Source organism: Type-E symbiont of Plautia stali, from assembly GCF_059731115.1.
In genome coordinates this window covers 1,934,921-1,949,352 of the sequence record NZ_AP035906.1, presented here as the reverse complement: position 1 = coordinate 1,949,352, position 14,432 = coordinate 1,934,921, and the positions used below count along the sequence as shown (strand labels likewise).

Here is a 14,432-nt window from a genome sequence, read left to right as displayed (position 1 = left end):
GACACTTTCTGCGCACTGCTTTCAGGTGTTTTCACAGGGAACATAGCAATGCGATTTTACGCCTCGGTTATATTACTGCGTAGATGCCAGATTATTAGCAAACTGAATGATTTCACCCCAACACCGAGACATTGAAGTAACACTGACTCTCATCGGCGTTGAGGGTAATCCACTGTTATGCCACTACCCTCTCTATTTAAAATGCGATGCTCGCTTTGATATTCAACCTGCTACCTGATACGGACCCCGACCAGAGAGCCAGAATGCTGGCAAACGCATAGGGCAATAAACCCGCTACGCTTTAGGATTAAATCGCTCTCTTCCATGAATCAAAGTACTACGCCTGCTTTTTATACGGAACCGGGCATGATTAATAACAGTTCTCCAGAGCGGATCTGCGGTACTGCTTTGAAAACTTTCGAGTTTATTGAGAAGTTCCGTCCACTTAACCACCTGATAATCCTTATCTTTATCTAATGAATCTTTCATGTCTTGTATGATCTTATCGACACCTTCTTTTGCGTGCTTTAGGCTAGCGCCTGACTGGTGCTCAGCTGCGTGCTTTTTTATCAGGCGTGCAAAAACATCAACATCATTTTCATATGCGTCCAAGCGCACCTCTACAATGTTAGAAACTGCATATATCAATAGTGGGTTCCAGTGATTAATAAAGCGAAGCGGAATTACTAAACTTAAGATGCATATTAAATATATTTATTAGCCTTACTGTAATTTACCTTCAGTCAGATGAAAACGCATGGGTGACTTTGAATAAAATTGTACGGAATTTGACTAAATTTTGCTTTCTTTTATTAATCGTAGATTCATACACTATTTTTGAACAACTTCACAGGAAAAACTCACGATCAGCACTCCAGACATTCATAACTGTGAGTTTTATTTCATTTATTTTGAATGAATATAAAGATATAAATAATATACATGTCAGACCACACGAATTGATCATGAGCTTATTGTACAAGTTTTTAATATTTGTATAAATTTGATTGCCTGAGCAAGCCTTGTTGTGGATACCGAGCCGTGATGGCTAGGAAGATCGCTTCTCTTTTCAAAATTGTAGTTTTAAGATAACCCAATCTTGCTGGATCCTGCAATAACGCTAACGGATACACATAACTTCTACCCTTACTTTAATTGAGGCTTTTATGCAAGAATCGACTACCGCTAAGTCTCGACTACTCGACTATTTCCAGACGACTGGCGAGCAATATTTAAGCGAACGCGTGATTATTTCTGAAATCCGCATGGAACTGCTGGCTAAAAAACACCGCATTACCAATAAGGATATCATTCTTGCACTGATATTAAGGCTTGAGTGCGAAAGTGACATTATTAAGCAGGATATTTACCGAAACGCACTGGAAATAGTTGTCCAGCGCACCCCGGATGACATTTCATAAACAAAGATTTAAGTGGAACCCGCGTTGTGATGAGCAAGGATGCCTAATCAATGTATACAATGCACACCCCGCGGTTTAACTGCTTACATTCACCCTGCATATTTTCAGCCCAAAGATGCCCCAGATTCGTCCCCTCTCTCTGTCGATGCCATCAAATACGTTGTCTTATCCCCATTAAAAACAGGCCCAATGGCCGCATTTATTGAATAAATTCGCTGAAAATGTAATACCCTGTATCACCAAAAAAGAATTATTCTATGCGCGATTAATGTTCCGCCTGGTTCATTCCACGTCTTTTATACGGTCTTTCATAATGAAAATAGCTTTACTGCGACAGGCACCGTTGCTGATGCTGCCTGCATTATTCCCCCTGCAACTGATGGCGGCGGATAGTGCCAGCAATACCATGGTGGTCAGTGCCGCGCCAGCCGGCAGCGGTTTGTCCGAGCTGGACACGCCCGCGGCGGTGAGTGTGGTGTCCGGTGACGATATGCGTCATGCAGCACCACGCGTCAACCTCTCGGAAAACCTCGCCAGCGTGCCAGGCATGCAGATTCAGAATCGCCAGAACTATGCGCAGGATTTGCAAATTTCCGTGCGTGGATTTGGTTCGCGTTCGACTTTCGGTCTGCGCGGTATCCGCCTGTATGTTGACGGTATCCCCGCCACGATGCCGGATGGCCAGGGACAAACCTCAAATATCGACATTGGCTCGATTGACCACGTTGAGGTGCTGCGCGGCCCGTTTTCCGCGCTGTACGGTAATTCTTCAGGCGGCGTGATTAACGTTGAAACCCAAACCGGCCAGCAGCCTACCACGCTGGAAGCCAGCACCTGGTACGGCAGCTACGGCAGTTGGCGCAACAGCGTCAAAGCCAGCGGCACCACCGGTGATGGCACCCACGCCGGTGACGTGAATTACACCGTATCGGCCTCGCGCTTTACCACACATGGCTATCGCGACCACAGCTCGGCACAGAAAAACCTCGGGAACGCCAAACTCGGCGTGCGCATTGATGATGTCAGCACCCTGACGCTGCTGTTTAACAGTGTTCATGTGGATGCACAGGATCCCGGTGGTTTAACCGAAGCGCAGTGGAAAGATAACCCGCGTCAGGTTGCCAGCAACGTGACGCTGTATAACGCGCGCAAAACCGTCGACCAAACCCAGGCTGGGCTGCACTATCAGCGCCAGATGAGCGAGAACGACGACCTCAGCGTAATGATGTACGCCGGTGAACGTGAAACCACGCAGTATCAATCGATCCCGGCTAGTGCGCAGATTAATACTAAAGGACATCCTGGAGGCGTGATTTCGCTGGCTCGCCATTATCAGGGGATTGATACGCGTTGGACGCATCGCGATACCGTGTTCACCCTTCCCGTGACGCTAACCGCCGGTCTCGACTATGAAACCATGACCGAAAAGCGTAAGGGTTATCAGAACTTCACCACCAGCAATGGCGTGACGGATTACGGCGTTCAAGGCGACATGCGCCGCAATGAACGCAACCTGATGTGGAACCTCGATCCTTATCTGCAAACGGCGTGGCAGTTCACGGATAAGTGGTCACTGGATGCTGGTGTGCGTTTGAGCACGGTGAATTTCGACTCTAACGATTATTACGTCACTTCCAGCGATCCCGATGACAGCGGTAATCGCCGTTATCACCGCTGGCTGCCAGCCGCCTCACTGAAATATGCGATTGATAATAGCTGGAATGCCTATGTGTCTGCGGGCCGTGGCTTTGAAACGCCTACGCTAAATGAGTTGTCTTATCGTTCTCTGAGTCAGTCTGGGCTAAATTTAGATCTCAAACCTGCAACGAGTGACACGGTGGAATTAGGCACTAAAAAAAGAATAGGCAACGGCCTTATCACTGCTGCAATATTCCAGACAGATACCTCTAACGAGATTGTTTCAGCGGGAAGTTCTAATGGGCGTTCAATATACAAAAATGCCGGTGAAACCCGTCGTCGCGGGCTGGAGTTGGGTCTGGATCAGGAGTTTGGCTATGACTGGCACCTGAAAGCGGCGTGGACCTTGCTGGATGCGCGCTATCGCTCTAACGCCTGTGGCACTGAAAGCTGTGACGGCAACCGTATTCCAGGCATCGCACGTAATATGGCCTATGCCGGGTTAGCCTATGCGCCGGATCAAGGCTGGTATGCCGGCGGTGATGTGCGCTACATGAGCGACATTGCAGCGGACGATGAAAATGATGTCAAAGCACCCTCTTATACCGTATTTGGCCTGAACTCGGGTTATAAGTGGCTGGTGCAGAACTGGACGCTGGACTTGTTTGGTCGCGTGGATAACCTGTTTGACCGCACCTATGTGGGTTCAGTGATCGTCAATGAGAGCAACGGTCGCTATTACGAGCCGGCACCAGGACGCAACTACAGTGTAGGTCTGACGGTAAGTTATGCGTTTCAGTAACTGACATCGCGTCTGACAAAAAGCCCTGCAACCTTATTCGGATTGCAGGGCTTTTTTTATGCCGTTTCGACAGTGCGCATGCAGTGCATGAGCATGCCTGACCAGTCGTTTACTTCAGCAGAGCCAGCACGTCGGTGGTTGAGCCGGTTTCGCCCAGACGCGGGAAGATACGCTCAACGCTGTTTTGATGAGTATCGGCGTTCAGGCAAGTCATCGCATCTGTTGCCAGCGTGACGTTGTAACCTAACTCGTAAGCCTGACGCGCCGTTGATTCCACGCCAATGCTGGTGGCGATACCGCACACCACCACCTGAGTGATGCCACGCTGCTGCAACTGATCGTGCAGATCCGTGTTGTGGAAACCACCCCAGGTCTTTTTCGTCACGGCAATTTCATCGGCTTTCAGCGCCATTTCCGGCACCAGCACAGCCCAGTCGGCTGGCAGTTCGCCACTATGACGAGCCTGCTCGTTACGGCCTGGTGCGCCACCGGCGACATTCACTTTCACCACCGGCAGGTTTTTGTCATGAAACGCCTTAACCAGCTGTGCACAACGCTCAACCACGACATCGGCTGACAAAGGCGCAACAGGAAGACGGACAATCCCGTACTGCAGGTCAATCACAATCAGGGCGGTTTTTGCGTCTAAGGTCGTTAAAGCCATGGGAATTCCTCTCAGGATTATTGGTCGGCAATACGTTGCAGTAAGGGAATAGCGGCCATTAAAATTTTCTGTTCCGCACTATTAAGCGTGGTTGCCATGCTCTGGAGTAGCCAGTCATCACGTTGTGCACGATTGGCGGCGATCAGCGTCAGGCAGCTTTCGGTCGGCAGATAGCGGGTTTTACGGCCGTCCAGCGGATCGGCTTCGCCTTTCACGAGTCCCTGCGCCTGCAAGCTGGCAACGGTTGCACCCATCGACTGACTGCGCACGCCTTCTAACCCGGCCAGTTCGGTTACCGTCATCGCGCCATCGCGCACCAGATAACCCAACACAGAAACCTGTGGCCAGGTGAGATCGCCCGGTGGGGCCGATTCGCGCAGACGTCGCGCCAGTTTGCCATTCACGCTGCGTAGAGTCGCAGCCGCGCTATTCAGGTCGCTCATGGCACCTTCTCCTTACTGATGAAGCGCGAGTATATAAATACGAAGGCAAACTGTGTAGTTTACCTTCGTATCAATTTGTAGTTGGCACTCACGGCCGCTTGATGTAATGAATCAGACTGTGAAAACGCAGCGGCGTGCTGAGGGGATTGCGATAACTGTGCGCGACATCCGCCGCAAACTGGTGCGCTTCGCCGTTGAGCAGGCGACGCCAGGTTCCCTCCACGCACAGCAGCAGCTCACCTTCCAGCACCACCACCTGCTCAATCACGCCACTTTCGTGCGCGGAAGAGTCGCTTTGTGCACCGCCAGCAAGCGTGACTTCCAGCAGATCAAAACGCAACGCGGCATCATATGGCAGCAGCGGCTTCACCTGCATTTGCGCATTGGGTTGGCTAAACGTCGCGGCGATACCCGGCGGTTGATCGCTACCCTGAACAAAAAACGAGAAAGGCACATTGAAACCGGTAGCGATTTTCCACAATGTCGCCACCGTCGGGCTGGATTCACCGCGTTCGATTTGGCCCAACATCGCTTTGCTGACACCGGTGCGATCCGCTGCCAGTGTCAGGCTCCAGCCGTTCGCCTGGCGCAATTGTTTTAACGCCTGGCTCAAATGTTGATGCAGATTTTCCATGCTATCTCCTGGCAAATTCGCGCGCAGTGTAGCACTTGTGCGTTATAACACACTCGTGCAATAGTGTGCGTTATAACGCACAGCAGGATGCAAATCGATGATCACCGCCACTTCGCGCAACGCTTTCTCTTTCCCTATGCTGGTTTCCGGCTTTATTGCGGTGCTGGTGGGATACAGCAGCACTGCCGCATTGATTTTCCAGGCCGCCCAGGCTGCAGGCGCCTCGCCGGAACAGATCGGCGGATGGCTGTCGATGCTCGGCATTGGCATGGGTTTAGCCTCTTTTGGTCTTTCGGTGTGGACACGCATGCCGATTCTGGCCGCCTGGTCGACGCCGGGGGCGGCCCTGTTGGCCACCAGCGTGCAGGGCCTGACCTTAAATGAAGTGGTCGGCGTGTTTGTAGCGACCAATGCGCTGATCGTACTGAGTGGCGTGACCGGACTGTTTGCCCGCTTGATGAACCACATTCCGCAATCTTTGGCCGCGGCGATGCTGGCGGGGATTTTACTGCGCTTCGGGATCGGCACCTTCACCGGTTTACAAGGCAACTTTGCGTTGTGCGGTAGTATGTGTCTGGTGTGGCTGTTAAGCCGACGCTGGCTGCCGCGTTATGCCATCATTCTGGCGCTGATCGCTGGCGTGCTGGTGGCGGTGGGTCAGCAGGCGATTCATTTCCCGCCGCATGCCCTGACGCTGAGCGTGCCGGAATTTATCATGCCGCAGTTCACGCTGGCATCATTGATTGGTGTGGGATTGCCCTATTTCCTGGTCACCATGGCCTCACAAAATGCGCCTGGGATTGCGACCTTACAGGCGCATGGTTACCAGCCTCCTGTCTCTGCCCTCACCGGCTGGACCGGTTTTATTGCGCTGATCTTGTCTCCTTTCGGCGGCTTTTCGGTGTGTATAGCGGCCATTACCGCTGCCATTTGCATGGGAGAGGATGTGGATGCCGATCCGAAACGACGCTGGATGGCCTCAGCCATTGCCGGCATTTTCTATCTGCTGACCGGCTTTACCGGCGCGCTGATTGCCATTCTGTTAAGTGCCTTGCCGCAGGTGCTGATCGCCACGCTGGCCGGGCTGGCGCTGCTGGCCACCCTCTCCGGCAGCCTGCAACGCGCTCTCGCCGAGCCCGATCACCGTGACAGCGCCATCGTCGCCTTTTTAATCACCGCCAGTGGTATCTCTCTGCTGGGGATTGGTTCTGCCTTCTGGGGATTAATCGGCGGCATGATCACCCATCTGGTGCTGAGCCACCGCGCACGCGCTTAAAATTTCAGCAACCGACCCTTACACGCGGGAAAAACACCCTGTTTTTCCCCCTTTATCAGCCGTTTGATTCCCTGCATTTGGCTTAAGATCACCAGCATCGCCAATTACACACACTGTTTTGCTTTAGGCAACCACCGATAAGGGCCCTACGAGTGGCAAAAACTTTTCTGCGCAGCGGCAATCTGGATTCGGTACTGGCACTGGGTGAAAACGGCCAGCCGGTCTGGGCCTCTGCCCTGCAAATCCGTGAAACACTGCGTTTACGTCGCCAGACGGCGCTGGCTAATTGCCTCGCCATTCCCCAGGCCAACGAGCGCGGGGACCGCCTCGACTGGTATGCGCCCTTTAACGGCAAAGTAAAATCCTGGCGCAGTGCCAGCGATCATGAACGGCAAAAAGCGCTGGAACTCCTGACGCTCAATCAGCAGGATTTACTGGCTGCAAGTCTACGCGCGCGTGACGCTGAGAATCCGGCGATGCGCCTGTTTGGCGCCCTACTGAGCAAGACGCTGCAGTTCCCGGATCAGCAGTACGTTTATCTGGTCGACGGCAAACCCGTCATCACCTTCTGGGGCTTTGTCGATCCGCAGGCGCGCTCTCGCGATGACGCACTGGCCTGCCTGCGCGACAGTCTGGAAGAAGATTTACCGCCGTTGCTGCCAGAACCACCGGCTGCGGTTATCGTGGCACCGGTTATTGCGCCTTTGATTGAAGTGCCTGCCGTTGTGGCTGCACCCGTGGTGGAAGAGCCCGTTGAGATCGCCCAGCCTGAACCTGAAGCGCCACAACCCGCACCTGAGCCTGAGCCTAAAGTTGAGCAGCCGCCTGTTCGCCGCCCTTCCGCATTGCGTCCATTGGCATTGCTGCTGCCGGTTGCCGCCGTGGCTGCGGCTGGCGTAGCGTTCTGGCTGCACAGCACAGCGCCTGAAGCCACACCGCCTGCCCAGGTTGCCGATGCACCGGCTCCCGTTTTCACGCCACCGCCAGTGGTCGCGAAAGCTGAGAAACTGGCCGCCACGCTGCCACAAAAAACCGCCACGGTCACCGCTGCGCCTGTGCCTGCCGCGCCTCCTGCGCCGCCTGAGGTGATTGCTGAACATACTGAACCGGCCAAGGCCGATGACCTGGTGATGACCACCGAAGATGCGCGTATCGGTTCCGTGAAGTTTATCAACGGGACCTGGCGCGTGATATTACGACAGACTAACCTGCCAACCGGTAAGCCACCGAGCCTGCGCTATCAGCTGCGCAACGGCAAAGGCATCGCTACCATTACACAAGGCGATAACATCCGCTGTAAAGCCGATGTGACTGCCGCAATGACGGTGGACGGCACCATGGTGGTTCGCAGCCGCTATACTGCGACCTGCAGCGACAAATCGCGCTACCGCATGCCGGAACTGGTGTGTAAAGCCGGTGATGGCATTGCCAGTTGCACTGCGCAGTACGGCGCAGATCAGGTCTTCCCGTTGACGATTAAGCGTGAGAGTAAGTAAACATGTTGGCTCCCCTCATCGATGACAAACAAAAAATCACGCTGATTGAAGATAGCGGTGTGCAGTTTCTCGATTTTGGCTTACGTCTGCCTGCCTTGCAGGCGCGCCGCCAGTTCGTTCGTCAAACCGCTAACGGTCCGCTGCTGCGACTGAACGTGGACGGTAACAGCGGCAAATTTTTGCTCTATCCCGAAGATGGCGGTGCAGCAGAGGTGGTACGTCCCGAGTCGGACATTGCACTGGCAGATTCGTTAACGCTGCTGGCGCATCAATGGCTGCCGCTGCCGGTGCTGCGCTGCACCAGCGGTCGCCGTTTTATTGGCGGCCCGGATAACTGGGCACGCCTGCACCTGGCACCGCTGGCACAGCCCGATGCCGCAGGTAACACCCATCGCATTACGCTGGCGTTTGATACCCGTATCGTGCCGGAACAGGACGGCGGTGAACAGCACGGTCTGAGCAAAGCCGATGCGCAAAACGGCGTGAGTTTCGCCCTTGCCTGGCACAACTATGAACTGGGTGAGTTTCTGGACCACACCTGGGTGGATGGCTGGCTGCGTGAAACCTTTACTCAGCAGGTCAACGCGCTGGAATCTCGCCGCGAGCAGGAGCTGAATCAGGCGCTGCGTGAGTTTGAGTATCAGGCACATTATCTCAACCTGCTGGAGCTGCTGGGTGAGCAGTTGGACCTGGCCGAGATCTACATTCAGGCCACCTCGCTGCAAACCCCGGCGGTGAATGTCGATATCATCCTCGACGTCGGTAACTCGCACACCTGCGGCATTCTGGTGGAAGACCACGCTGAAGAGAGCAACGGACTGCGCCAGACTTACGAACTGCAACTGCGCGACCTTTCTGAGCCACATCAGGTCTACAACGAGCTGTTTGACAGCCGTCTCGAATTCGCAGAAACCCGCTTTGGTAAAGCAAACTTCTCGCTGGAAAGCGGCCGCGAAAACGCTTTTATGTGGCCATCGCTGACGCGCGTTGGCCGTGAAGCCAGCCGCCTTGCCCTGCTGCGCGCGGGCACAGAAGGCAGCACCGGTCTCTCCAGCCCGCGCCGTTATCTGTGGGATGAAGCACGTTATCAGCCAGGCTGGCGCTTTAACGCCCATGGCAGCAGTGATGAGCCACAGGCAACTGCGCTGCCTTTCACCCTGTTGCTGAATGACGAAGGCCAGCCGCTGCACGCGCTGGCGGAAGACGATCGCCTGCCGGTGTTCTCTGCCAGCTACAGCCGCAGTTCGCTGATGACCTTTATGCTGTGTGAGCTGCTGGCTCAGGCGATGATGCAGATGAACAGCGTGGCACAGCGTCAGCGCATGCCGCAGAGCCAGGCTCCGCGCCAGCTGCGTCATGTGATCCTCACGCTGCCTTCCGCGATGCCGAAACCGGAACGCGAGATTTTCCGTCGTCGCATGCAGGAAGCCATCGCGCTGGTGTGGAAAGCCGAAGGCTGGCATCCGGCTGAGGAAGATTTCAGCGTGCAGAGTCAGGCGAAAAGCCTGCGCCCGGTGCCGGATGTGCAGATGGAATGGGATGAAGCCACCTGCGGACAAATGGTGTGGCTGTTCAATGAAACCCAGGTGAACTTTGCCGGGCGTGCGGAAGATTTCTTCAGCAGCATGGCGCGTCCGGATCGTCCACGTGAAGTCGACGAAGTACCGGGCAAAAGCCTGCGCATCGCTTCTATCGATATTGGCGGCGGCACCACCGATCTGGCCATCACCCAATATCGTCTCGATGACGGCCAGGGTAATAACGTTAAAATCACCCCGCGCCTGCTGTTCCGTGAAGGCTTTAAAGTCGCAGGCGACGATATTCTGCTGGATGTGATTCAGCTTTGGATTCTGCCTGCACTGCAACAAAGTCTGCAGAAGGCTGGGCTGACGCTGGCCGAACCGCTGATGAACAAGCTGTTTGGTCACGACAGCCGCATGGATGGGCAAGCCACGCTGCGTCAGCAAGTCACCCTGCAGCTGTTCATCCCGCTGGCGCAGGCCGTGCTGGAACGCTACGAAAATTGGGATCCGCTCGACAGCCACAGCGAAATCAATGCGCTGTTCGGTGAGCTGGTGTCACAAAAACCGGCCAGCAGCGTGCTGGCGTTTGTTAACGGTGAGATTCAGCGCACGCTGGGCGGCGACAACCGCTTCGATCTGCTGGATGTGCCTTTGGTGGTCAGCATGGCGCAGCTGCACGGTGAGTTCCTGCAGCATCGTATGGCGATCATCCCGGCCCTGCGTGCCATGTGCGAAGTGGTGTCGCTGTATCAGTGCGATGTACTGCTGTTAACCGGCCGTCCTTCGCGCTTCCCCGGCATTCAGGCACTGGTACGCCATCTGCAGCCGCTGCCGGGCAGCCGTATTTTGTCGCTGGAAGGCTATCACACCAGCGACTGGTATCCGTTCAACAAACAAGGCCGCATTGATAACCCGAAATCCACTGCTGCCGTCGGCGCGATGCTGTGCCTGCTGGCGCTTGATCTGCGTCTCAGCAGCTTCTGGTTCCGTGCGGGTGATTTCGAGCCTTATTCCACCATTCGCTATCTCGGCGTGCTGGATGAAACGGCCACGCTGAGCGATGACAACCTGTGTTACAGCGAGATCGATCTCGACAAAGGGGATTTCGCTCTGGATCGTAAAAGCAGCTTCCGCATTCGCGGCAATGTCTGCCTCGGTTTCCGTCAGCTGGATAATGACCGCTGGCCAGCTTCACCGCTTTACAGTCTGAGCATCACCGATCCGAATCTGGCGCGTAAAGTGGCGGGCGAAAGCATCCTGCGTATTAAGCTGGCGGTGCAGCCGGGGCCGGACAATTTTGGTCCGGAGCGCCTGGTGCTGAGCGATGCCCGCATGGATGACGGCACTCGCGTGCCGCTGGAACAACTGAGTCTGAAACTGAATACGCTGTCTGCGACCGGCAATGCCAACGCGCAGTATTGGATTGACAGCGGGAGCGTCTGCAAACGATGAGAACTGCCAAGAGAGCCACCTCTGTTACGCCCGCCAAACGTCTGAGCCTGATGCAGGAGACGCTGGACGGCGCACTGAACTGGATTGAAACCCATCAGGCGCAGGCACCGCGTCTGGCACTGGAAGCGGATACGCTGCGGCTGCAACTGCGCCGCGCGCGCGTGGAGAGTCATGCGCTGGCGCGTCAACTGGCACGTCCGGTGACGCTGGCGATGTTTGGCCAGTCACAGGCGGGCAAAGCCTGGCTGTTGAGTGAAATGGTGGGTGATGCGCAGGGCCAACTGATGGCGCGTCTGGGCGATAGAATCGTGAACCATTTCCAGAACATCAATCCCGGCAATCTCGATTTTGCCATTGCCACTCGCTTCAGCCACCAGCGTGAAACCCAGTCCAGCGCCTGGCCACTGGAGATGACGCTGCTCAATGACGTGGAGCTGATTCGTCTGGTGCTGGCCTGTGCCAAAACTGAAGCACAGCCAGACAGCGCGGTGATCGATGCCGCGCTGCAGCGTTTACAGCGCCATCGTCAGGACGAGCCGCAGCCGGGCCTCGACAGCGATGCGTTGATTACATTGTGGGCGTGGAGCCGCCGCCAGCATCGTCACGCCGAGGTACTCGATCGTCACTTCTGGCCACAGGCGGTGGAACTTGCTCCGTGGTTAAATGTCGATGACCGCATTCAGCTGTTTGCGCTGCTGTGGCCTAATCAGGCGGCGCTTAACGAACAGCTGCGTAATCTGATGCACCTGCGTCATCAGCTGCGCCAGGCACCGCGCCTGCTGGCACCTCTGAGCCTGTTAACCGATGACGCCTCGCTGCCTGCGGAAAAACTGATTAGCAACGATGCCGACTGGCAGGAAATGATTGAAGTCTGCCCGATTGTCGCCAATCGTGTCGGCAAACCACAGCAGGTGCCGCTGGGCCTGCTGGCGTTGCTAACGCTGGAAATCACCGTTCCGCTGAATTCAACGCCGCGTCAGGCACTGTATGACGAAGCCGATATGCTGGAGCTGCCAGCGCCCGGCCAGCCTGCCGACGTGGGTCAGCAAGAAGAATTAGCCCAGCTGCGCAAACGCGATCCTCTGCGGGCGGCGCTGCTGGAGCAGAAACGCGCAATGCTGCCGGGACTGTATGCCGCGCGTCAGGGCATCGACCTTATGCTGATCTGTACCGCCGCCAGTCAGCGTCAGGACACCGACATTGCGGTTAACGCACTGCGCGAATGGCATATTCATCAAACCGTAGCGGCCAGCGGTGAAAAGCCACGCCTGATTTGGGCGATCACCCCGCACGATGCGCGCTATCAGCAGCAGCAGATTAATGTTGATGAAGCCGTGCAGCGTCAGATTGGACAACCAGGGCAAAGCTGGGGCTCCATGCTGGCGCTGGATCGCGCTGGCGTCGATCGCATGGGCAGCTGGTTGCAGGATGAAATGCAGCCGGAGGCGCGTCGTGATCGTCTGGCCCAGCAGTTAAGCACCTTGCAGCAGAAGCTGGTAGAACGTTTGCAGCCGTGGACTGAATCTACCGCTACGCCAGAGCAGGCGGCACGCAAGCAGGCGATTTCCGATACCTTGCTGAAGTGCTTGCAACATCGCACTGGCCTGCACGGCGAACTGCTGGAGCGCTTGCAGCCTTCGCGCGAAGCGGTGCGTCAGCTGTGGCTGAGCCAGAGCAGTGGCACTGTCGTGCAGCACAGCGCGAAAACCGCTGCGGCTGAGCAGAGCTATTTTGGTATTGGCTTTGAGTTTGACCTGTTTAAAGATGAACCGGTGGCCCCTGCGGAACCGCGTAACAGCAGCGGCCAGCGCGATCAGCAATTCCCGCAGCAGGTGTTTGCGCTGTGGCTTGAACATCTGCGACAGTTGCCGGAAAGCCGGAGTTTGCTGACGCTGCTGAACGTGGATAAGCCGACCATGGAATTGCTGGTAGAAGAGCTGATTACCGCCAGCTTCCGCCTGAAGGTATTAAGTAAGCTGCAAAGCGCGCTTAACGAACCGGATGCGCAGGCCAGCGCGCATGAAGCGCGGACCGATCGTCAGGTCTCGCGCGCGATGACGGTGTTGGGTGATTTTGTCGCCTGGCTCGGCTTCCTGCAGCGTCCGGAGAGCGAGCGGCCTGAGAGTCGTGTTAATCGCGGACAAACCATCTTCGCCCGACCACCTGCGCCGAGCGTGAGCTTCTCGCCAGGTCAACGTTTAACACGTTTGTCAGCCGCACCCGCCAATCATACCGCCTATTATATCTATGACTGGCTGGTGGGATTAAATTCGGTCATTGTGGAAAACAACGGCTATACCGGCGGCAGCGACCTGCCCGCCAATGCCCGTCAGATGCTGGCGATTCTACTGCTGCCGCTGCACGCGTAATCAGTCATGAATCAGGCGCAGCTCGCCTCGCAGCTGCTGCGCCGCCTCTTCCATCAGCGCCAGCACCGGTGCAAATTCCGCCTCACTGGCCAGTGCAACATGACGTAAATGCAGTTCAGCCGGCAACGCAATCCCGCCTGTCAGCCAATCCCACAGCGCATCCAGATTGCAGCCAAACTCCCCGCTGCAGCCGCTTTGCGCCACAAACTCACTGTAAAACGCCTGGCGATCGGCCAACTGCTGGAAATCAAAAGAGAGGGTCAACATGGTTAGTTCACCTGTTTGAAGCTGCGATAGTGATCGGTGGTGAGAAAGATCAGCCCATCTGAAGAGTAAAGCAGACGATCGGCATCGCGGTGGCCGCAGTCGTAATTCACATCGGCTTCATACCACTGACGCCCTTGTTTCATCGGCAGACGCTGCTCACGATTGCTAAAACGATCGCCACCAATCGCCCGGCCAGGCAATACGTTGCACAAGTCGCCTTTGCTGGGGTTCCAGCCCTGACGGCGTGCTTCACTTTTGGTGAGATAAAGATCCGGCAACTGATGATTTTGCTGTAACCACTGCGCCACCGTGTGGGCATCGGTGAGTTTGGCAATATCTGTGCCCTGTGCGGCGGTTTTACCGGTTAAATGCGGCTTGAGTCCGGCCCAGGTGGCGGCCAGCGCGAGAATGAGTCCAATCCAGAGTTTCTTTGACATAGTGACATCC

12 protein-coding genes are annotated in these 14,432 nt (G+C 55.6%); 6 read left to right on the top strand and 6 right to left on the bottom strand.

Translation table 11 applies throughout. The features are described from left to right. Positions 1-294: 294 nt before the first annotated feature. Positions 295-612: a hypothetical protein gene (locus AC6I8L_RS08950; protein ID WP_153012280.1), complete on the bottom strand. Its 318-nt coding sequence runs from the start codon at positions 610-612 to the stop codon at positions 295-297. A gap of 554 nt (positions 613-1,166) precedes the next feature. Here AC6I8L_RS08950 and AC6I8L_RS08945 point away from each other — a divergent pair. Beyond that, entirely contained in the window at positions 1,167-1,421 is a 255-nt protein-coding gene (locus AC6I8L_RS08945; RefSeq protein ID WP_058959991.1) for a biofilm/acid-resistance regulator YmgB/AriR, read from the top strand. A gap of 313 nt (positions 1,422-1,734) precedes the next feature. After that, positions 1,735-3,861, top strand: a complete 2,127-nt coding sequence (gene pqqU / locus AC6I8L_RS08940; protein WP_201785675.1) for a TonB-dependent receptor PqqU — start codon at positions 1,735-1,737, stop codon at positions 3,859-3,861. 109 nt (positions 3,862-3,970) lie between these two features. Here pqqU and AC6I8L_RS08935 read toward each other — a convergent pair whose 3' ends face one another. The 3 genes from AC6I8L_RS08935 to AC6I8L_RS08925 form a co-directional block, all read right to left on the bottom strand. Further along, positions 3,971-4,525 (bottom strand): isochorismatase family protein, encoded by a 555-nt coding sequence (locus tag AC6I8L_RS08935; RefSeq protein WP_058959993.1) that lies wholly within the window; start codon positions 4,523-4,525, stop codon positions 3,971-3,973. 17 nt (positions 4,526-4,542) lie between these two features. Next, positions 4,543-4,968: a MarR family winged helix-turn-helix transcriptional regulator gene (locus AC6I8L_RS08930; RefSeq protein WP_058959994.1), complete on the bottom strand. Its 426-nt coding sequence runs from the start codon at positions 4,966-4,968 to the stop codon at positions 4,543-4,545. An 88-nt stretch (positions 4,969-5,056) separates the two neighbouring features. Then, on the bottom strand, positions 5,057-5,602 hold the full coding sequence (locus tag AC6I8L_RS08925; protein WP_034827330.1) for a helix-turn-helix domain-containing protein: 546 nt from the start codon (positions 5,600-5,602) through the stop codon (positions 5,057-5,059). A gap of 97 nt (positions 5,603-5,699) precedes the next feature. Between AC6I8L_RS08925 and AC6I8L_RS08920 the strand changes: the two genes are divergently transcribed. The 4 genes from AC6I8L_RS08920 (at position 5,700) to AC6I8L_RS08905 (ending at position 13,718) form a co-directional block, all read left to right on the top strand. Next, a complete protein-coding gene (locus AC6I8L_RS08920; RefSeq protein ID WP_058959995.1) occupies positions 5,700-6,878 on the top strand; it encodes a benzoate/H(+) symporter BenE family transporter in 1,179 nt (392 codons plus the stop codon). Positions 6,879-7,030: 152 nt separating this feature from the next. Next, on the top strand, positions 7,031-8,374 hold the full coding sequence (locus tag AC6I8L_RS08915) for an SrfA family protein (protein WP_058959996.1): 1,344 nt from the start codon (positions 7,031-7,033) through the stop codon (positions 8,372-8,374). Between the two features lie 2 nt (positions 8,375-8,376). After that, positions 8,377-11,349: a virulence factor SrfB gene (locus AC6I8L_RS08910; protein WP_058959997.1), complete on the top strand. Its 2,973-nt coding sequence runs from the start codon at positions 8,377-8,379 to the stop codon at positions 11,347-11,349. Then, on the top strand, positions 11,346-13,718 hold the full coding sequence (locus AC6I8L_RS08905) for a virulence factor SrfC family protein (RefSeq protein WP_058959998.1): 2,373 nt from the start codon (positions 11,346-11,348) through the stop codon (positions 13,716-13,718). Before AC6I8L_RS08910 ends, AC6I8L_RS08905 begins: the two co-directional genes overlap by 4 nt. On the opposite strand, the gene AC6I8L_RS08900 is transcribed toward AC6I8L_RS08905, so the two are convergent. Both AC6I8L_RS08900 and AC6I8L_RS08895 read right to left on the bottom strand, forming a co-directional pair. Then, positions 13,719-13,985, bottom strand: a complete 267-nt coding sequence (locus tag AC6I8L_RS08900) for a barstar family protein (RefSeq protein WP_058959999.1) — start codon at positions 13,983-13,985, stop codon at positions 13,719-13,721. Between the two features lie 2 nt (positions 13,986-13,987). Beyond that, positions 13,988-14,422, bottom strand: coding sequence for a ribonuclease domain-containing protein (locus AC6I8L_RS08895; RefSeq protein WP_058960000.1), 435 nt, complete (start codon positions 14,420-14,422; stop codon positions 13,988-13,990). Between the last annotated feature and the right edge of the window lie 10 nt (positions 14,423-14,432).